The organism is Microbulbifer sp. NBRC 101763, assembly GCF_040371615.1.
Lineage (GTDB): Bacteria > Pseudomonadota > Gammaproteobacteria > Pseudomonadales > Cellvibrionaceae > Microbulbifer > Microbulbifer variabilis.
In genome coordinates, this window is record NZ_BAABQV010000001.1 from 509,405 (window position 1) to 527,846 (window position 18,442).

The following is an 18,442-nucleotide window of genomic DNA, read 5'->3' on the forward strand; positions in this document are numbered from 1 at the left end:
ACACTCTTTTTCCCCAGGCGGTGTGAGCGTTCCATTGTAGCTCGATACCTTATCAAATATCTGCGTGACAAGTTATTTAACTACCAAACCAGCTGGAAATATGAATGAGTTATCCTAACTGGAAAAAAATTTATGGTGACCTCTTGCGGTAACTAGGCCTGCCAATAGATATGGATAATGAGAATTGGGTTTATCAGAGAATGACTATCTCGACAGCCGCTGGAAGTGGTATGCGCTTGTTCTTAGCGATCGGTAAAGTGGCATAAGGGCGCTTGGTTTTAACAAGTGCCCTTATGAACAACATAACGGGGCTAGAGAGTGCTATCCGGCTGATTTTCCGGACGTGCGTCGATAAACGCCGGTAGTTCATTACAGGCTTCGGCGATTTTCTGGATTTTCGGGTAGTTATCCATTTCCATACCGAAGCGCTCGGCGCTATAGATTTGTGGTAATAGGCAGCATTCAAAGAGCCCAGGTTTATCGCCAGCTGCGAAGGGCTGGGGGTCTAGCTCTTGTTCCAGTGCTGAGAAACCCAAGTGAATCCAGTGCTGAATCCACTGTATTTTTTGCTCGTCACTAATCTTAAATTCAGCCTGCAGATACTTGAGAATGCGCAGATTCTGTACAGGCTGAATATCACTGGAAATAGTGTGAGCCAGTGCGCGAATGTGGGCGCGGTTTTCGCGCCCCTTTGGTAAGAGGGGCGGTTGCGGATAAGCTTCATCCAGCCACTCCAGTATGGCCATAGACTGGGTAAGGCTAAAGTCGTTCTCGTTAAGTGTGGGCACTAACCCCTGCGGGTTGAGGCTTTGGTAGCTATCACTCAGCTGCTCACCTTTTAACAGGTTCACTGGGTGGTAGTTATACTCGAGTTCTTTCAGGTTCAGGCCTATACGAACCCGGTAACTCGCTGAGGAGCGGAAATATCCGTAAAGATCCATTCTCTTTCCTTTCTTTCGTTGTTATTGCTTTGGCAACATAAATTGCCAGTTTTAAGAACACTTTTCAGTCGTGTCTCGAGTCACTCGTTTTTCCATGAATTAACATAGTCTGCCAGCTCTATCGCATGGGCGTCAGGCAGTATGTCCCACGGTGTACGGCTATCGATCATTACTGCGACTTCGTCGGTTTCTTTCCTTGCATGCTTGGCGCCAACGGCGAAAGCTTTAGGGTGGGGTCCATGGGTAAATCCCATGGGATGCAAGGTAAGCATCCCCGGATGAATATTATCGCGGCTGAAAAAGTTGCCGCGATGGTAAAAAATCAATTCGTCATAATCATCGTTATTGTGGAAAAACGGTACCTTGAGTGCACCCGGATCGCTTTCCAGCGGGCGGGGTACAAAGGTAGCCACCACAAAACCGGGCCCAACAAAGGTAGTGTGTGCAGAGGGTGGTAGATGATAGCGGTGGCTCATAAGTGGGCGTAAATCCCGCCAATTAATTCGTACCACAAGGTTATCGCCGGTCCAGCCCCTGGCGTCCAATGGGTTAAAGGGGTAAATAATCGCAGAGAGCTGCTGGCGGGCTTTTACGATCACGCGCCATTCAATGTCTCCCTGCTGGGCTTTAAAACCATCATCAATTTTGGGGACATCGAGAATCGCCTGATCAAAGATCGCGTTCGGGCCAAGAACGCCCCTATCTGGCAATTGGAAGTGGCCGCCAGTTGCCTCGATCATTAACAATTCCAGAGGTTCATCCAGGGTGGGAGCCAGACGCCACATGGTGCCTCGCGGCAGCACAATGTAGTCTCCATCACGAATGCTCAGGTGGCCAAAATCGCAGTAAAGGTCTCCGCTGCCATTATGTATGAAGAGCAGCAGGTCTCCATCGGCATTACGCACCAAGTGGTCCATTGGGTCATTACAGGTCCACAGGCCTACGAGGCTGTTGTTGTTGCGTAGAATTGGCTTTTGATCCCAGGGGCTACTGCCTTTGTGGACCAATTGAGTGGCATCAAAAGCATGAGGACGCAGTGGTCCCTCAAATTTGCTCCAGCCGGTCGGGGGATGGCTGTGGTAGAAATGGGTGCAGGGGCCAAAGAAACCTTCCTTGCCCATCTCCCTTTCAAAAGTATTGGCTGGAAAGTCTGCATGGGCTTGGCGGCTGGTTTCACCTTCAATGCGGGGAAAGCGTATCCACTTGTTCATGGGCGGCCTCGCTTATGCTGGGCAGGGCGCTTATCGGCAGGTGGAAAGTTGATCGTTTCTGCAACAGTGTCGCGCATATTTCTTGCGTTTAACCGGCATTGGGTTAACAAAGATGGCGCAAAAAACCCTATACTGTGCGACCAATTTTGTCCGGTGCTCCAAGTAATCCCAGCGCAATATTTGCGTGTACAGTGGTTACAATTGAAACCAATGTTAGTTAAATTGAGCATCTGGTACAACCCGGATTCCCAGACAGGCAGGTGTGAGAGCAGCCATGATTGATAACCAAAATACGCCGGAAACGGCGGTAAAGCAGGATGAGTTGCGCCTGGAAAAATTCTTGCCATACCGCCTGTCAGTACTCTCAAACCGTGTGAGTAACGCCATTTCACAAGCCTATGGTGCACGCTTCCATCTCACCATCCCCGCGTGGCGGGTGATGGCCATCCTCGGGCGTTTTCCTGACCTCTCTGCTGCAGAGTTGGTAGAGCAAACGGCCATGGACAAAGTGGCAATCAGCCGGGCTGTTTCCTCGCTGCTAAAGAACGATTACATCACCCGCAGCGAAGATCCTGCAGACCGCCGGCGTCAGGTGTTGAACTTGTCTGAGTTGGGGCGGGAAGTCTACGCGCGCATAGTGCCGCTTGCGCAGCAATACGAAAATGATTTGATCGCCTCCCTTTCCAGTGAGGAGAGGGAGCAACTGGATGGCATTATCGAAAAACTGTTGGTTCGCGCTAAAGAGTGGTCCGAGCGCGGCTTGATCGATGAATAAATAGGATAAATAAAGGAGTTTTCAGATGTTTGAGCATTTAAGCAGCCTCCCGCCAGATCCCATCCTGGGTCTATTGGCCAGTTATCGTGCGGATGAAAACCCCAGCAAAATCGACCTTGGGGTAGGGGTCTACAAGGATGAGGCCGGCCACACCGCGGTTTTGCAGGCGGTAAAGGAAGCGGAGACTCGCTTGTTACAAAGTGAGGAAACCAAAGCCTATATCGGCCCAGCCGGTACACCAGGCTTCAATTCGGTGATGCAGGAGTTGGTACTAGGCGCCGGACATCCCGCCCTGGTAGGTGGCCGCGTACGCTCTGCCCAAACGCCCGGTGGTTGCGGCGCCCTGCGTGCTTTGGCGGAGTTGATCAACCGCGCCAAGGAAGGAGCTACCGTATGGGTGAGCGACCCCACTTGGGCGAACCACGTGCCGCTGTTGGGGAATGCTGGCCTGAATATCAAGAGCTACCCCTACTACGATCGCGCCACCAGCAGCTTGCAGTTCGACAAAATGGTGGAGACACTGAAGAACGTGGGCGAAGGCGATGTGGTCCTGTTCCATGCCTGTTGCCACAATCCCTGTGGCGCGGACCTGTCCCGTGAGCAGTGGAAAGTATTGGCGGAAATGGCCCAGAAACAGGGTTTCACTCCGTTTATTGATATGGCATACCAGGGTTTCGGTGAAAGCCTGGAAGACGACGCCTACGGCTTGCGCCTGATGGCGGAATCTGTACCTGAAATGCTGGTAGCTGCTTCCTGCTCCAAAAACTTCGGCCTTTACCGTGAGCGCGTTGGCCTGGCCATGGTGATCTATGCCAATGGTGAGAGTGCCGATAAAGGCCACAGCCAGATGCTGAGTGCAATTCGCGGGAACTATTCCATGCCACCTTCCCACGGTGCTGCGGTTGTGGAATCTATCCTTACAGATGCAGGCCTGAAAGCGAACTGGGAAGCGGAGCTTACCGAGATGCGTGAGCGCATCAACGGGCTGCGCGCAGGTTTGGTAGAAGGTCTGGCGGCTGCCGGAGCCGCAGGCGATTTCGGTTTTATCCGCCAGCAGAAAGGCATGTTCTCCTTCCTGGGCATTAGTCCAGAGCAGGTGCAACAGCTGCAAAAGGACTATTCCATCTATATGGTGGACTCCAGCCGCATCAGTATTGCCGGCTTGAGCTCCAACAATATGGAATACTTCTGCAAGGCGGTTGCCAGCGTGCTGTAAATTCGGCACATTTGGGGGTGAGCGTACTGCTCATCCCTTAAGATTTATCTAAAGAAGTAAGAGTGAAAGATGGAAGTTGAGCTAGGAGCCCCAGTGTCTGAATCCCCCACCCAAATCTGGACCCCTCAGAGCTGGCGAAACTTCACCGCACACCAACAGCCCAAATATACCTCCACCGATGATGTTACCCAGGTAGCCAAACAGCTTGCTGGCCATCCGCCTCTGGTATTTGCAGCCGAAGCGCGCGAGCTACGCCGTCAGTTGGCCCAGGTAGCGGAAGGAAAGGCGTTTTTGTTACAGGGCGGCGACTGTGCTGAATCTTTTGCTGACTTCAACGCAAACCGCATCCGCGATACTTTTAAAGTATTACTGCAAATGGCGGTGGTACTCACTTTCGCCGGTAATCTACCGGTAGTAAAAGTGGCACGGATGGCAGGTCAATATGCCAAGCCGCGCTCCGCAGATACTGAAACTGTGAATGGTATTGAGCTGCCCAGTTATCGTGGCGATATCATCAATGGTATCGACTTTACTGCGGAAGCTCGCCAGCCTGATCCCCAGCGCATGGTTACCGCCTATAACCAATCCGCGGCTACCCTCAACCTGCTGCGCGCTTTCGCCCAGGGCGGCCTGGCTGATCTGCACCAGGTACACGGCTGGAATTTGAGCTTCCTCAAGAACAATCCCCAGCGCGATAAATACGCGCAGTTGGCGGAGCGTTTACAGGAAGCCCTGGAATTTATGGCGGTATGTGGTGTTACTTCTGACAATACCCCCGCAATTCGTGAGACCGTGCTTTATACCTCGCATGAAGCACTGCTACTGGAGTACGAGCAGGCTTTGACCCGTACCGACAGCCTCACCGGCAAATGGTATGACTGTTCTGCGCATATGCTGTGGATTGGTGAGCGTACTCGCCAGCTGGATGGAGCCCATGTAGAGTTCCTGTCAGGAGTGTGCAACCCCATTGGTGTAAAAGTCGGTCCAGGCATGCAGCCAGATGAGCTGCTGCGTTTGATCGACAAGCTCAATCCTGAGAATGAAGCTGGCCGCCTCACGTTAATTACCCGTATGGGCGCAGACACCCTGGGAGATAAGCTGCCGGAACTTGTACGTGCAGTACAAAGGGAGGGCCGTTCTGTGGTCTGGAGTACAGACCCTATGCACGGTAACACCGTAAAAGCCGGCAATGGTTACAAAACCCGAGACTTCGATAAAATCCTGCGTGAAATTCGGGACTTTTTCTCAGTACATTGGGCTGAGGGCAGTCACCCCGGCGGTATTCATTTGGAAATGACCGGTGAACATGTAACTGAATGCACCGGCGGCGCATGGAAAATTTCCGAAGCAGACCTTGCCAGCTGTTATCGCACACAGTGTGATCCCCGCTTAAATGCTGATCAGGTATTGGAGCTGGCTTTCTGTGTGGCCGAATGGCTGCGCGCAGGGCGAATCGCTTAACAGCTTGGCTAAAAAGCAAATATAAAACCCCTTATTCAGGCTTTGGGCTTGGCTAAGGGGTTTTCTCTTCTTGTTCAAAAAGTCTTTTAATTCAATAGATGGGGAGTTGTAAGAGGCTTTGTAATAGTAATCTTGATGACTGTTTACCCAGTTGAGCCATTAGTATTAACGGGCTCTTCAAAAGCTTATTCAGTTGTTAATCGTGTGGGCTATTCCGGTAATTGGGGCTCTAATAGTCTTACATTTTTCTAGTACAATAGAGAGCGCTCCAAACTATAAAACCAGTGATGTAGCTCCAGCCAAGACTCATACCCCATTAATGGTGCCGTAGAAACAGGGGGGGCGATTGAAATCGTGCAACATACCTTTGGCAAAGAGCAGTATGCTTATCGGCAAGAAGCGCAGGCGGAATTGTCCAGATCCTGCTTCGGTCGCCCGTGTACTGGGCATTGTGTTTAATTGGTAAGCCGGGTAACTATGAAGATTGATTTCTGGTTCGAATTTGGAAGCACATATTCTTACCCCGTAGCTATGAAGATTGAAAAAATGGTGACCGAGCAAGGTGGGCACTTGGAGTGGAAGCCTTTTTTACTCGGGCCGATATTCAGCAATCAAGGCTGGCATGATTCTCCTTTCAATATTTATCCTGAGAAAGGCAAATACATGTGGAGAGATCTAGAGAGAATATGTGAAACTGATGGCCTGAACTATAAAAAGCCAACCAGTTTTCCTCGCAACGGGTTAAAAGCTGCAAAAATAGCTTGCTTATTTTCTGGTGAAAAGTGGGTGCCTGAATTTATCCGTTCTGTATACGCTGCTAATTTTGAGCTTGATCTTGACATCTCACTTGAAGAAACCTTGAAAAAATGCTTGCCTTTTTCAGATGAAGAGTCATTTACAAAAATTAAACGTGCAAATACTCCATTGGCAAAGCAAATGCTAAAAGAAAACACAGATCAAGCGAAGAAAAAAGGTATTTTTGGAGCTCCAACGTTTATGGTTGGAGATGAAATGTTTTGGGGTGGCGATAGGTTGCATGCTGCTATACAGTGGGCAAAAAACAACCAGTAAATGCTTAGTATCCTTGTTCCGTTATGTAAAGTATGGCCAGCTGTACTTTCTATATCAAACTCTATTATATATTCGGAAATAACTCTGGCTCTCCTAAAGTTATCCAAATTTCGGACTTTGCTTCATTTGTGCCAGTGCCAATGGCAGAGGAATATGGCATACAGCCGGAGTAAAATGTCTGAATAAATGCTATAATTAAGTAACCGAGTAGAAATGGAAGTAAAGTTAAAGATTTATATAAATAAAATAGAGCTATCTATTGGCTCTAAAGTTATCTCTGAATCTCCAACGGAGCCGTTCACAACACAAAGACTTTTGGTTGGAAACTTTGATACAGCGTGGAGATGCATCATTAGTGCCGAGAAAAAGTTATCTATAAAAGGGCTCTTTAAGCGAAAACCGAAGGTAATTGTAGAGCCTAAAGAGATGGTTGAAGGCGGCATTTCACAAGTGGAAGAGCGTATATTTCAAGAGCTAGCATTGGCTCTGAACCCAAAAAGCGTGGAAGTACAAGTCTAGTGCTCCGGTTGTAACAAAGGAAAGCAGGGTACACAGCTCTCTCGGAACTCGGCAAGATAGTCTACACAGCACATTGTATGTTGAACGCTTGCATTGAGCATTAATGCACTAAGAATTAAGTATGCAATCAGCAACTAAAGGTATATTCTTTATACTGGCTTTGTCCTTTTTTTGTTTGGCATAATAGATCTCTTAGAGCAATTAAAAGCAGGCGAGGAAATTAGATGGCGAGCGCCAATAATTTTCTTAGGTTTTGGGCTGGAATATCATTTTTTTACTCATTCTCTGACAGGTTCACTACTGATATTACTACTTGTGTAAAAGGATATCCTGTGAATGTTCATTGGAGGACTCTGTCGATGATGAAAGCAGCGGCTAAATAATGTACCAAATAGTGAACAGGCGAATAAGGCCAGGTAAATAGTGCTACGAACCAGCTACAACAAATGCGTATTTTATGAGTACCCAAATTACTGAATCAGGTATGAGAAGAGTTATTTTAATATTGTCAATTTTAACTATTTCTGGATGTGCAACATCCATGAATGTATTTGAAAAAAACGTTAGAGCTAATGAACTTCAAGTTCAGGCAGAAGAAGCAAGAGTAATCAATGATTATTCTGGAGCTGCAGAATTGGAAAATAAGGCGGAAGAATTACGAAAAAACGATTCCGTTAATAAAGAAGATATTATTTCAGGTGTTTTGTCCAAGGTTTTTAGCCGAATTTTTGATAAAAAGCCAAAAAGTAAATATCAAGGATGGCAATAGCGCCCGACTATTGGCAACAAAGCTTAGTTTTACGCTCAGCAAGCTGGGCCGAATAGGCTATAAATTTTGCAGTGTGAGGTTTGCTGTAAATGACGTCGTTACACTTTTTAGGTGAATATGAAACACTTTTTAGTTGTGGTATTTATAATTTTCGCTAATTTTACTATGGCTGAGGGTATGCTTGGCATTCCAGAGTCGTTCTTAGGTAAGTGGGGTGGTAGCAAAGATTCGTGTTCTGCACAGTTTCCACTCGATGTGCTTAGTATTGAAGAAAAGCGGATCATATTTTGGGAGTCTTCTGGAAAGCCCAAATTAATTATGTTTGAGAATGATGAACTAGAATTAACATTGCACATGGTGGGTGAGGGGGAAGAATGGTTGTCAGAAGAAGTATATTACCTGGATGCCAGCTCTCAGGTTCTCACCCGCAGAACAAAAAATGGAATGTTCCAATACCACAAATGTACTAGTTAGGCATAATAAGTGCATCGAGGAAGACCACTATAGTAACGCTCTGTCGGTGTACCCAGAAGAAAATATGGATTAAGCACCATTTAGTGCTACTTACACGAGCGCCAGCTGTCAGAGTGCCAAAATGAGATTTATATTGTGTTTCTTACTTGGTGTGTTTTTAACTGGATGTATGCTTGTGATTCATACTGCAATGTGTATAGATGCCAAGATTCCGAGAAAGGGTACTATGAGGTGATTCTTGAATATCCAGGACAGGAAATAATCACTAGAAAGATTGAATGTGAACGCTATTACGATAGCCAATGCAGCACCAGCGGCAACTCATGGGCATATAGAGAAGTAGGCCAAGAAAGTAAGTTTTTTCCGCAAAAGTTACAATTAATACATTTGAGTATGGATTAATAGAGTTTAGCTTGCCTAGTTGCGATCGGTTTGTTACGGAAAAAACAATAAGTAACTACAAGAGCCTTAGTAAGGTGTCTGGAGAAACGTACTTCTTAAGATCATCAGATAAAGATAGGCACACGTATGCTACATTCAGTCTAGGCGAGGTACCGAAGAAAATTATTACTATAAATTATTCAGTCAAAGTGCGGTATGTGGGTCAAAAACAGCTAACAAGCCAATCAACTACATACCTGTCGGAGCCGGACGTATCAGCTATACGTGGCAGTCATAGAGATTTTATGTGCTAGCAAGAAGATAGAAATGGCCATAGAGATAGAAAGAAAATTTCTAGTTGATCATCGAATTGTTTCCGATTTGACCGGTGGAGTACGTATCTCTCAGGGGTATGTTAATACCGCTGATAAAACTGTAGTACGAGCCAGAGTCAAAGATGATGTAGCGTACCTGACCCTAAAAGGTGAGCTCAGAGGGATGACTTGTTCGGAGTTTGAGTATGAAATTCCGATGGAAGATGCTAGGTGTATCATCGATGAGTTATGTCGAGGTAATACCATCTTTAAAACAAGATATGAGATTCAGCACGGCAAGCACTTGAGGGAGGTGGATGTATTTCATGGCAAGAATGAGGGCCTGATTATTGCAGAAGTGGAATTGTCCAGTGAGGCTGAAGTTGTGGATATTCCGGCCTGGGTAACTGAAGAGGTTACTGGGCAGGTTCAATACTTCAACTCTTCTTTGTTGAACGAGCCTTATTCGGAATGGACAGAAGATAAGAAGTTCCTGTAGTACAGTCTGCTTCACTGGCCGGGAAAATTGACGCGGCTGTGCCGTTAAAGACAATTCATCGCTATGGGTTGCATTATGTGTTCTCCACCCAATGAATAGGAATTAGAGTTTGAATATTAGAAAAGCCGAAATGAGTGATTTTCCTCGATTATTGGAACTTGAACAGTGTGTCATTGATGCGGAGAGACCATTTAACTCTTTATTGAAGAGGAAATCAGCATTCTACTACGATATTAAAAAACTAATTGCATGTCCTGAATCCTATCTTTTGGTTGCTGAGGTTGATAGTGAAATTATTGGTACAGGTTATGCCCAAATCAGAGATTCAAAGCAATCATTAGAGCATAAATGGCATTCTTATCTTGGTTTTATGTATGTATCTCCTTGCCATAGGGGAAAAGGCGTTAATGCGAAACTAATTAACAAACTAATTGATTGGAGCAAGGGGCGAGGTATTATCGATTTTTATCTAGATGTGTATTCTGAAAATGACCCAGCTATCAGGGCGTACGAAAAAGTTGGTTTCAAACCATCATTGCTGGAAATGAGGCTTAGTCTTGATGAAGAATGTACATAGCAAGCGCATGCTGCCAGACTGGTTTTCCATTGCTCTTTTTGCCAGTTATCAATGAAAACATAATTTTTAGAACCTTTCCAGCTTTAGGGAGTATGTATGGAAAGTTATATCTTATTCTTTATAATCGCTGTGGCAACAATTTTAAGTCCAGGTCCGGGTGTTATCCTGACACTCACGAATGCCATTCGTTACGGTACTTCAGGTGCGATAGGAGGCATTCTTGGAATCGCATTCGGTACCTTTATAGTTGCAGGCGTTTCGGCAACTGGCCTTGGTGTTATCCTAGCTACATCCGCAGTGGCCTTCAGTATTATGAAATATATTGGCGCTGCTTATTTAATCTATTTAGGCATAAAGTTATGGCGCTCGCCGACCAAACAAGTCGAAGCCAGCCTTGGAGGTACGAAAAACAGAAAGCTTCAGTTTGCTGAGGGCCTGACGCTACAGCTTACCAATCCAAAAGCTGTATTCTTTTTCATGTCGATATTCCCCCAGTTTGTTAATTACAATTCAAATTTTGTAGGTCAATTTTTCCTGCTAGTTGTCACCTATAGTGGCTTAGTTATTGTAATTCATGCCTTATACGCACACCTTGCTAAGTCGGCACGTGGTTGGCTTTCTTCTGAAAAAGGGGGGCGTATGGTTAATCGGGTAGGTGGGGGTACATTTATGTGTTTTGGTGTTGGTCTTGCGTCAGCTAGCAAGTAAAAGCACAGTAAGGCAATTATCGTGAGACATTCAGATAAATGTAAATGTCAAATAAACCCTAATAGGTTTAAAGCAGGAGTATAGTTTTCAATAAAACCATGGGTTGGTGTTTAATATGGCATGATACGGAATATTAATAAATAGTTAATCGAGACGTAATAAATAGTAAAAGTTTTATATGATCGCTATAGTAAAATTGGAAAATTTGCACCTGTCGATCCTTCTCTAAACAAAAAGTGTTGGAAGCCTGAGAGTAGAATGACCCCGGCAATTAATGCAGCTAAAAAAGCGAAAATTACCTTCAAAGTGTACGAATACACACATAACTCATCGAGTGAATCATACGGGTTAGAGGCTGCAGAAAAGCTGGGAGTGGCCGAAGCTAAGATTTTTAAAACACTAGTAGTTATTCTTGATAATAAAGAGCTAGCAGTAGGAATAGTACCTGTTTCATCAATGCTAAACATGAAACGTATAGCTAAAGCAGCTGGAGCAAAGAAAGCCACAATGGCTGCTAAATCTGATGTGGAGCGATCCACTGGCTATGTGCTAGGTGGCGTTAGCCCGCTAGGGCAAAAAAAGAGACTCAAAACTATTATTGACTCATCGGCTAAAAATTACGCGACGGTTTATGTTAGTGCTGGCCGCAGAGGGCTTGAAATTGAGCTGGCACCTAATGATCTAGCAAGTCTTGTCAACGGGGTCTTCTCTAAAATATGTCAATAGATCCATTTATGACAATTACAGAAATAGGGCACGAAAAGGCGTTGCATTCACACTGCAAGTATTATATGTCTTCATAGCGTTAAGAGCATACATGAAACGGACCATATAGCTTGTTCTTTTTTCCTGTTTTTTGGTGCTAGAGCAGAGTCTGCGTGGGAGCATGACAAAATAATTTATGAATTAAAGCAGGTGAATAAGCTGATTGATATTGGCTTGATGCGAGAAATCAACCAGCGTCTAACTCCAGGTCATTTTGGATAGATTCAAACAAGAATTAATGTCCCTGAACACTGGAAAAACTCTGAGTTGGAGATGTAGAAGGCACAATACAGTTTTCTGTTGGGAATAAGAGTTTCTATCCCGATGCTAGAAACGAAGGGCTTCTCAGTTTTGCCATTTGTTAAGGTGGTACAAAAACCGACCTTCACTACAGGGAATTTGGAACAAATATTCAATCGGCATATAACAAATGGTTAAATAGGAATATCTACTATATCATAAGTCGCTAAACCAAGTGTTATATGAACCAAAGGAAGTAACCATGAGCGTAAATATCAAGGAAGTTGATGGAGTAAAAATCCAACTTAAGCATAGAGCCTCATGTCACTGCGGTTCTGTAGAAATAGAGCTGGACTTACCGGAGGGACTTATAGATCTTCGGCGCTGTGATTGTTCTATGTGCCGTAGGAGAGGAGCGGTTGCTGCTTCCGTATCTTTAAATGGTATTAAAATCTTAAAAGGGGAGCAGCATTTAAAACTTTATTAGTTTAATAAAAGAACGGCGATACATTACTTTTGTGAGAAATGTGGTATTTATACGCATCACAAGAGGCGTTCTAATCCGAGACAGTTTGGATCAATGTGGGATGCTTGGAGGGTATAAATCCCTTAAAAATAGAGGGTATTCCAACCTATGATGGTATCAATCACCCGGCGGATCTAGAGTAAACGATACAAAAAAAATACTGGTAATATATGGATTTAAAAAATTTTTTCTTTAGTCAAAATGAAGGTTGTTACTGAGGACTGAAAACTGAATTTATGTATCCAGGATCATAGTCGTTGAACAGATCATATTAAATAAGCCAATGATTTTCTCATGGAAGTCCTATATAGGGCTGCTTACTGATATTTGTTATAAATGTAATTGTATCGGTTGCTAGGTTATATTACCGGATTGCTCTTAAGGCGGTAGTTAGTCTGAACAGATAAGGATTATATATGGAAAAGCTATCTCAAGAAGAGCTCAAGCAAATGTTTTGTCTTATCAGGCGATTTGCTAATACGGACTTAGATCAATTCGAACACTGGAAGTTTGATTCAGATAAGGGCAAAGTCTTCATTGAATTAGCTCTTGTCCCTAGAGGTTCAGAAGACGCCTATATAGAGGTAGACCATCTACTATGAAGCCCAATTGTGTTGGTGCTCTTAACAAGCTATTGAACAATGGCCTTTGGGTTAAATCAGGCTGTATTTAATGGATAATAAATATCAGTAGCGAATATACCACCAATTCAGTTGAAAAAGTTAATGGCCCTATGATCAATGTCGAAGAGGTCATGCTAAGTTTACGTGTCAATTCCTTTTGGTATATACATGCTACTCGCTCCTCTAAATCGGTAATTTTGCTTCAATATGATCTCAAATAAGAGTTGAAGTATTTTTTATAAATAGGGTGACATGTGTTTCTGATTAAGTATAAAGATGTTGTTTTCAGGGCAGTCAATACTGTTCAAATAAATTCTAAAATGCTGATATCGATCTTTGTGCAAGGACTAAAAAATATGGTGCGAAAAAATGGAACATGTGGTCGTATTTCTTGTCTAGAAGTGATCTATCTAATAGAGGGAGGAAAATGAAGTAACAATGATAGAAGCGCACGCTATCTGTACTGTTGTCTCAATTATATGGTATTGAGAATGGCTCCAGGATTGCCAATTGATAATAGCTGCTTAGGTATGATAAAGGCTATTTAGATGGTTGAAAATCGGTTTGTATATAATAGCTGCGTCTCTGGATATTAGGCTACCAACTTTTTAATTTTTAGATATCTAGGTCACATCGATAAGGGTCAAAATGAAAAGAATAGTGTTGGTGTTTTTACTTTCTGTATGTGCAAATACATGTTTTTCTGATGAAGTACTAGAAATACCTGCAAATCCAGAAAAAGGTTTTAGGTATCCATATCTAATCAAAATACCTGAAACAGTTCCAGAGGATAAGAAGTTATACCTGATTGTTGAATCAAATAATACTGGAAAAGTTTCAGATGATTTCTCCATTCATTATGAGTCAGCAAAAAATACAATTGTAGGTAATGCTGTTGGCCCCTGGCTTTCTAAAAAGTTATCCTATCCAATTTTGATGCCAGTTTTCCCTAGGCCCGAATCCCAATGGCAGGTTTATACCCATGCCCTTGATAGAGATTCTATGCAAGTAGAGTCACTGCCATATGAAAGATTGGATCTTCAACTTATAGCCATGATCGAAGATGCTAAGAGGGTCTTGGCAGAACGCTCTTTGGATCTTCAGCAGAAGATTATTCTAGCGGGGTTCTCTGCCTCCGGTACGTTTGCAAATCGGTTCTCGCTATTACATCCTGAAACTACTGAAATTGTTGTAGCAGGTGGTCTAAACGGTACATTAATGTTACCTATTGGATCTATGGGTGAGCACAACCTCAAATATCCATTGGGAATTAGCGATTATAAGCAGGTAACAGGCAAAGAGTTTAATTTAAGTCAATGGCTTAAAATTAAGCAATTTTTGTTTATGGGTGAAAATGATACGAATGATGCCGTTGCATATGATGATGCATATTCAGAAGAAGAGAGAGTGATCATATACAAAACTACTGGAAAGGAAATCCAGCCCGAACGCTGGAATAATAGCCAGAAAATTTATTTAGAAAGTAAAGCTCGTGTAATCTTTCGCACCTTTGAAGGGGTGGGCCACGGTACTAATGGTGATGTGCATCGAGATTTCCTGGCTTTTGTGAAAAAGAATGCGCTACAAGGCTCTGGGCAGTAGTACATGTTGGACTTATGACAATTTGGTAGCGCATAGATAAATTGTGTTGTAGTGCTTTTAATATAGTATTTAGTGCTATGCAAATAGGGCTTCATAATGTGGTTGTCGGCGCTATATAGTCTGTATTTCGATGGGGCTAAGTTGCTCTGAGAAGCCCCTAATCTAAGCTGCTAAACTTAAAACTACCCCCTGTATTTCGATTAGCTACTCCTTGCTTTTAAAAGCAATTATTCAATCCACACACGAGTATAAAGACGTTTTTGACCAGGTTTATCTGTAAATTCCTCTCTATCATGAAGAACTCTGGTATTGTCGAGAAACAACATATCTCCCGATTTCATAGAAAAACAAATACTATTCTTATTGCTATTTAACTCATTGTCTAATAAATCAAAGGCTAAAAGGTCATCTTCAGTTAGCAATCTCCCGACCTTCTCGTGCCCTCTTTCAATCCAGTAACGCATGTAGCGGATAGATAGCTTTTCTTCAATATAGCTAAAAATAGGGAATTTGTTGCTAAGTAAACTCTTGGTACTTCCATCACTGCCTGGAGTAACAAGGTCTCGAATGTAACTTTTATATAGGATTTTCAGTTTGTCTGGAGCTACTTTTCTTATGTTTTCATGTACCTTTGCAGCAGATACTATTTTCGTCCTACCTCCAAGAGCAGCTGGAGTAATACAGCAAAGTCCAATTATTCTTGGCTGAATCAATTTTTGCGAACTGTCTGTATGTGGGCCAGTAGCTGCTTTGGTTTGTGAAACTGGAATCGACTCATCCCTGTAACTCCTGCCAGTATTCTGAACTCTATAAAGCCTACCGTAGGTATTAATGGTGACACCTAGTGCTAAACTAAAATTTAGGAAAAGAAGATTAAGTGATTTATGATCAAGGCCGTTAATGCCTCTAATCCATGCTACTCCACTCCCTTGAAGAAGTTCTTGTTTAACATGATAGGAGAGCTTATCGAAACGTGGTGTCAGTACGGATTCGGCGCCTAGGTCTTCAATTGGATCTTTCCTTTTCGAAGCCCAATCAACCAGTGATCTGAACTCAGTGTTCCAGCCTTCTGGCCATGTGAATTTCCAGCCAGTTTTTCTTTCCAGATCTACAGCGCTCCAAGCTTGAGCGTCAGCCAGATCAGGGGGAGCTATCTCAGCCATTTGCTTGAACCTTAAATAAAAGATGTAGAGGATAGCCCTTTAGCGGACCAAAAAATTCCGGATCTAGAGTTAGATGCTCTTCAGTTACCGCCAGCTCCCTTATGGAAGGCATCTTTTTAAATCCAGCAGATTGAAGTGCTTCAAAATAATGGGTGAATGTCTTGTGCACGCAGCGTACTGGTACAGTAATTCCATCTCTACGCCAAATTCTACCTTCAAAAGTAACATCTACGCCCTCAAAGTAATTTTTATCACCAAACTTGAAGTAAAATGGAGGTGATTGATTGCGCATAAAAGGTAAGCAAGGATGCGGCACTGTGAATATAAATATTCCATTAGGGCTAAGTAGTGACTTTACATTGGTCATCACCTGTGTCATTTCCTTAACTGTCAAATAGTTGAATAGAAAAATGGCAATTACTTGATCGAATTGAGTCCTGGGGTACCTATTAAAGGTAACAGCATCTGACACTTCGTAAATTGCTTTATGTAAACCAAGCTCAGCTGCAACAGATTTCGCTTGAGAAATCATTTCAGAAGAAGAGTCGACTCCAAATACCGAAGCTGCACCGGCGTCCAAAATCATTCTAGAAACATAGCCCTCGCCACATCCTATATCTAAAAGATGTTGGCCTGTAACACTACCCAATTCCTGTAGAACAATAGGTCTTGCTGTGTAGTCACTCAGTAATATTTTCTCAGACCGTAACCAGTTTTCTGCCTGATCATTGTAAATTGACTCAGTTGATATAATATGATTCATTGTTCATCCCTTTTTGTACATTATCCATGGAAATATACTCAGAACCTTTCATGGCTCTATCTAGTAAGCCATCCCAAAACGCCGCTCTAAGATTTAGTGCTTTTATCGCCCCATGGCGAAGACGCCTTCGCCCCTCCTCTGTGTCAGCAAAATCCAAAGCAACTTGATTAAGATTCTCTGTATGGCTGTCATCAACAAGCGTGTGTACCGGGAAAAAGCAGTATTCTTCTAATTTTAAACTCTGCAAATTCTTCAACCCTTTCTCTATATATGGATAAATTGAACTAACAATATGCTCAGTTCCCATGCCTATAGCCCCAATCGCCTCTTCTGTGGAACCATGAAGCAGTACATCAGATAACATTTCATACCAAACTATGCCTTCCGACTGGCAGCTTTCTGGGATATCTTGTGTCACGTGCGACTTAAATCTTTCGAATAATTCCGTATGTGATATATTGTCCACCCAGTTTTTCTTAATTCCATATTGTTCCAGTTCTCTGAGTTCGGACTCCTCATAATGTCCAGATTCCTCTTTGAGGTTTTCGAGAAGGACACTCCGATGTCTTTTGAGCGTTAGGCGCGAAATTACAGCGGCCAACATATTGATGAACCGTGAGGAATAAAATCCATACTGCTGAGCAAAATCCCCAACGGCGTGTTTAAAGTTTGGTAAGTCTCCATTGGCAAACCGTAAAAGATACGGATGGTGCACAGCCCTATGTGAAAGGGCCTCTTCGGAGAGTTGTTTTAACCAAGCTGTTTTTTGAAAGCTCATGTGAATTCCCTGATTAATTACTGATGCAGTGATTGATGTTTCTGTAAAAATAAAACATATAAATTTATAACTTAATAATGTTGTTGAGATAGGGCATCCCGTAATCCTCCTATTTTCTTTACAAGCTCAAATTACTATCTGTCACATTCATGCTGTCGCTAAAAGTTGGCTTGTGCATGCTATTCATCAGGGAAAATCAGTAACTTCGAACATAAGATGCCCCTCAATCTCAATAGGTGTCATTTAAAGATCAGTCGCAAATGCCCTAAAAAATATTACAGGGCACACTATAAAAATTTGCTATCAAAATAGCATTTAAATTACGAAATAAAATATGCTTATTGATTAATAGCTTGTAGTAAAATATGACGCTGCCGATCAGCCGCAATAGCCGTATTGCATGGGAGGAAAAGGCCGATAGGCGGAGTATTCATTCTGGCGCAGTTCTCTGTTTTGACTATGTGCATTTATTAGCAGTTCTTATATAAGGTGTTATCTGATTTGAAATTACCTGTCTCTTTAGTGTGATGATCTTGGTGCCACGACAAATTACTAATGAACTAATTTCTAACCTGTTCCGTTAATAATGGCGAAGATATTGCCTGTATTTTTTGAGCAAAACAGCCAGTTCAGGTACAACCAAACAGGTATGTCATTGTTGGAGAAATTATCGATAAATAGGTTAAGGGTGGTTTACCTAAGTTTATAATTGATAACCAATTGAAGGTTGTCGGGATGGAGTTAACCACTAATGCTGGCTTTGAACATATGGTACGCCCAACAGCCAATCATGCCAGGCAGTATGCGAATGATTCCGGTAAGGGTGAGCACGTAAATTTTTATGGTGAATTTGCTTAGATCATGTGAACTGTGGCGGGTATGAGTACAACTGCAACTGAGATGGCAATTTATCTTATCGCTTTACAGTCGGGTAAGTTAGTTAAAGACCTCAGTTTGCCATGGACACCAGTCATTCTTGAAGATGGGAAAACCAGAGGGTTTAACGATATCGAGAATAGGTATGCGATGGGGTGGTAAGTTATTGATAGAGGGCGACATAGGGCTC

General features: G+C 43.2%; 21 protein-coding genes. 16 read left to right on the forward strand and 5 right to left on the reverse strand.

Annotated features, from left to right (window positions below; genetic code table 11):
* Nucleotides 1-311 precede the first annotated feature (311 nt).
* Together maiA and ABWV76_RS02435 are read right to left on the reverse strand one after the other, a co-directional pair.
* Nucleotides 312-941 carry a maleylacetoacetate isomerase gene (gene maiA, locus ABWV76_RS02430; protein ID WP_353375122.1) on the reverse strand — a complete coding sequence of 210 codons (630 nt, stop codon included), beginning with the start codon at nt 939-941 and terminating at the stop codon, nt 312-314.
* A gap of 80 nt (nt 942-1,021) precedes the next feature.
* Nucleotides 1,022-2,152, reverse strand: a complete 1,131-nt coding sequence (locus ABWV76_RS02435; RefSeq protein WP_353375123.1) for a homogentisate 1,2-dioxygenase — start codon at nt 2,150-2,152, stop codon at nt 1,022-1,024.
* Between the two features lie 274 nt (nt 2,153-2,426).
* On the opposite strand from ABWV76_RS02435, the gene ABWV76_RS02440 reads away from it, so the two are divergent.
* The 14 genes from ABWV76_RS02440 to ABWV76_RS02505 all read left to right on the forward strand — a co-directional run bounded on the left by ABWV76_RS02440 (nt 2,427) and on the right by ABWV76_RS02505 (nt 14,672).
* On the forward strand, nt 2,427-2,927 hold the full coding sequence (locus ABWV76_RS02440) for a MarR family winged helix-turn-helix transcriptional regulator (protein WP_020414896.1): 501 nt from the start codon (nt 2,427-2,429) through the stop codon (nt 2,925-2,927).
* 25 nt (nt 2,928-2,952) lie between these two features.
* A complete protein-coding gene (locus tag ABWV76_RS02445) occupies nt 2,953-4,143 on the forward strand; it encodes an amino acid aminotransferase (protein ID WP_020414897.1) in 1,191 nt (396 codons plus the stop codon).
* A gap of 93 nt (nt 4,144-4,236) precedes the next feature.
* On the forward strand, nt 4,237-5,604 hold the full coding sequence (locus ABWV76_RS02450) for a class II 3-deoxy-7-phosphoheptulonate synthase (protein WP_026305277.1): 1,368 nt from the start codon (nt 4,237-4,239) through the stop codon (nt 5,602-5,604).
* A gap of 477 nt (nt 5,605-6,081) precedes the next feature.
* Nucleotides 6,082-6,675 carry a 2-hydroxychromene-2-carboxylate isomerase gene (locus ABWV76_RS02455; protein WP_353375124.1) on the forward strand — a complete coding sequence of 198 codons (594 nt, stop codon included), beginning with the start codon at nt 6,082-6,084 and terminating at the stop codon, nt 6,673-6,675.
* A gap of 213 nt (nt 6,676-6,888) precedes the next feature.
* On the forward strand, nt 6,889-7,194 hold the full coding sequence (locus ABWV76_RS02460) for a hypothetical protein (protein ID WP_353375125.1): 306 nt from the start codon (nt 6,889-6,891) through the stop codon (nt 7,192-7,194).
* Nucleotides 7,195-7,651: 457 nt separating this feature from the next.
* Nucleotides 7,652-7,963: a hypothetical protein gene (locus tag ABWV76_RS02465; RefSeq protein ID WP_157533683.1), complete on the forward strand. Its 312-nt coding sequence runs from the start codon at nt 7,652-7,654 to the stop codon at nt 7,961-7,963.
* A 117-nt stretch (nt 7,964-8,080) separates the two neighbouring features.
* Nucleotides 8,081-8,437 (forward strand): hypothetical protein, encoded by a 357-nt coding sequence (locus ABWV76_RS02470; RefSeq protein ID WP_020414903.1) that lies wholly within the window; start codon nt 8,081-8,083, stop codon nt 8,435-8,437.
* Nucleotides 8,438-9,145: 708 nt separating this feature from the next.
* Entirely contained in the window at nt 9,146-9,631 is a 486-nt protein-coding gene (locus ABWV76_RS02475; protein ID WP_353375126.1) for a CYTH domain-containing protein, read from the forward strand.
* 109 nt (nt 9,632-9,740) lie between these two features.
* The gene (locus ABWV76_RS02480) at nt 9,741-10,208 is read left to right on the forward strand and encodes a GNAT family N-acetyltransferase (protein WP_282951003.1); all 468 of its coding nucleotides are present in this window, start codon (nt 9,741-9,743) and stop codon (nt 10,206-10,208) included.
* A gap of 96 nt (nt 10,209-10,304) precedes the next feature.
* Nucleotides 10,305-10,916 carry a LysE family translocator gene (locus tag ABWV76_RS02485; protein ID WP_353375127.1) on the forward strand — a complete coding sequence of 204 codons (612 nt, stop codon included), beginning with the start codon at nt 10,305-10,307 and terminating at the stop codon, nt 10,914-10,916.
* A 258-nt stretch (nt 10,917-11,174) separates the two neighbouring features.
* Nucleotides 11,175-11,642, forward strand: coding sequence for a Cys-tRNA(Pro) deacylase (gene ybaK / locus ABWV76_RS02490; protein ID WP_282951001.1), 468 nt, complete (start codon nt 11,175-11,177; stop codon nt 11,640-11,642).
* Nucleotides 11,643-12,183: 541 nt separating this feature from the next.
* Nucleotides 12,184-12,408: a GFA family protein gene (locus ABWV76_RS02495; protein WP_353375128.1), complete on the forward strand. Its 225-nt coding sequence runs from the start codon at nt 12,184-12,186 to the stop codon at nt 12,406-12,408.
* Nucleotides 12,409-12,863: 455 nt separating this feature from the next.
* Entirely contained in the window at nt 12,864-13,049 is a 186-nt protein-coding gene (locus tag ABWV76_RS02500) for a hypothetical protein (protein ID WP_282951000.1), read from the forward strand.
* Nucleotides 13,050-13,718: 669 nt separating this feature from the next.
* Nucleotides 13,719-14,672 (forward strand): hypothetical protein, encoded by a 954-nt coding sequence (locus tag ABWV76_RS02505; RefSeq protein WP_353375129.1) that lies wholly within the window; start codon nt 13,719-13,721, stop codon nt 14,670-14,672.
* A gap of 227 nt (nt 14,673-14,899) precedes the next feature.
* On the opposite strand, the gene ABWV76_RS02510 is transcribed toward ABWV76_RS02505, so the two are convergent.
* The 3 genes from ABWV76_RS02510 to ABWV76_RS02520 are packed head-to-tail and all read right to left on the reverse strand — an operon-like array spanning nt 14,900 to nt 17,376.
* Entirely contained in the window at nt 14,900-15,835 is a 936-nt protein-coding gene (locus ABWV76_RS02510; RefSeq protein WP_282950998.1) for a TauD/TfdA family dioxygenase, read from the reverse strand.
* The gene (locus ABWV76_RS02515; RefSeq protein ID WP_353375130.1) at nt 15,828-16,598 is read right to left on the reverse strand and encodes a class I SAM-dependent methyltransferase; all 771 of its coding nucleotides are present in this window, start codon (nt 16,596-16,598) and stop codon (nt 15,828-15,830) included. Before ABWV76_RS02515 ends, ABWV76_RS02510 begins: the two co-directional genes overlap by 8 nt.
* Nucleotides 16,576-17,376, reverse strand: coding sequence for an iron-containing redox enzyme family protein (locus tag ABWV76_RS02520; RefSeq protein WP_353375131.1), 801 nt, complete (start codon nt 17,374-17,376; stop codon nt 16,576-16,578). Before ABWV76_RS02520 ends, ABWV76_RS02515 begins: the two co-directional genes overlap by 23 nt.
* A gap of 735 nt (nt 17,377-18,111) precedes the next feature.
* On the opposite strand from ABWV76_RS02520, the gene ABWV76_RS02525 reads away from it, so the two are divergent.
* Both ABWV76_RS02525 and ABWV76_RS02530 read left to right on the forward strand, forming a co-directional pair.
* Complete coding sequence (locus tag ABWV76_RS02525) at nt 18,112-18,234, forward strand: hypothetical protein (RefSeq protein WP_353375132.1); 123 nt, start codon at nt 18,112-18,114, stop codon at nt 18,232-18,234.
* 21 nt (nt 18,235-18,255) lie between these two features.
* The gene (locus ABWV76_RS02530; RefSeq protein ID WP_353375133.1) at nt 18,256-18,414 is read left to right on the forward strand and encodes a hypothetical protein; all 159 of its coding nucleotides are present in this window, start codon (nt 18,256-18,258) and stop codon (nt 18,412-18,414) included.
* The last annotated feature ends 28 nt before the right edge of the window (nt 18,415-18,442 follow it).

Excerpts from the sequence above, each read along its gene's own strand:
- ABWV76_RS02505 (WP_353375129.1), top strand. The coding sequence starts at position 13,719 with ATGAAAAGAATAGTGTTGGTGTTTTTACTTTCTGTATGTGCAAATACA.
- ABWV76_RS02495 (WP_353375128.1), top strand. The coding sequence starts at position 12,184 with ATGAGCGTAAATATCAAGGAAGTTGATGGAGTAAAAATCCAACTTAAG.
- ABWV76_RS02475 (WP_353375126.1), top strand. The coding sequence starts at position 9,146 with ATGGCCATAGAGATAGAAAGAAAATTTCTAGTTGATCATCGAATTGTT.
- ABWV76_RS02510 (WP_282950998.1), bottom strand. The coding sequence starts at position 15,835 with ATGGCTGAGATAGCTCCCCCTGATCTGGCTGACGCTCAAGCTTGGAGC.
- ABWV76_RS02455 (WP_353375124.1), top strand. The coding sequence starts at position 6,082 with ATGAAGATTGATTTCTGGTTCGAATTTGGAAGCACATATTCTTACCCC.
- ABWV76_RS02515 (WP_353375130.1), bottom strand. The coding sequence starts at position 16,598 with ATGAATCATATTATATCAACTGAGTCAATTTACAATGATCAGGCAGAA.
- ybaK (WP_282951001.1), top strand. The coding sequence starts at position 11,175 with ATGACCCCGGCAATTAATGCAGCTAAAAAAGCGAAAATTACCTTCAAA.
- ABWV76_RS02525 (WP_353375132.1), top strand. The coding sequence starts at position 18,112 with ATGGAGTTAACCACTAATGCTGGCTTTGAACATATGGTACGCCCAACA.
- ABWV76_RS02460 (WP_353375125.1), top strand. The coding sequence starts at position 6,889 with ATGGAAGTAAAGTTAAAGATTTATATAAATAAAATAGAGCTATCTATT.
- ABWV76_RS02500 (WP_282951000.1), top strand. The coding sequence starts at position 12,864 with ATGGAAAAGCTATCTCAAGAAGAGCTCAAGCAAATGTTTTGTCTTATC.
- ABWV76_RS02445 (WP_020414897.1), top strand. The coding sequence starts at position 2,953 with ATGTTTGAGCATTTAAGCAGCCTCCCGCCAGATCCCATCCTGGGTCTA.
- ABWV76_RS02530 (WP_353375133.1), top strand. The coding sequence starts at position 18,256 with ATGAGTACAACTGCAACTGAGATGGCAATTTATCTTATCGCTTTACAG.
- ABWV76_RS02485 (WP_353375127.1), top strand. The coding sequence starts at position 10,305 with ATGGAAAGTTATATCTTATTCTTTATAATCGCTGTGGCAACAATTTTA.
- ABWV76_RS02435 (WP_353375123.1), bottom strand. The coding sequence starts at position 2,152 with ATGAACAAGTGGATACGCTTTCCCCGCATTGAAGGTGAAACCAGCCGC.
- ABWV76_RS02440 (WP_020414896.1), top strand. The coding sequence starts at position 2,427 with ATGATTGATAACCAAAATACGCCGGAAACGGCGGTAAAGCAGGATGAG.
- maiA (WP_353375122.1), bottom strand. The coding sequence starts at position 941 with ATGGATCTTTACGGATATTTCCGCTCCTCAGCGAGTTACCGGGTTCGT.
- ABWV76_RS02520 (WP_353375131.1), bottom strand. The coding sequence starts at position 17,376 with ATGAGCTTTCAAAAAACAGCTTGGTTAAAACAACTCTCCGAAGAGGCC.
- ABWV76_RS02470 (WP_020414903.1), top strand. The coding sequence starts at position 8,081 with ATGAAACACTTTTTAGTTGTGGTATTTATAATTTTCGCTAATTTTACT.
- ABWV76_RS02465 (WP_157533683.1), top strand. The coding sequence starts at position 7,652 with ATGAGTACCCAAATTACTGAATCAGGTATGAGAAGAGTTATTTTAATA.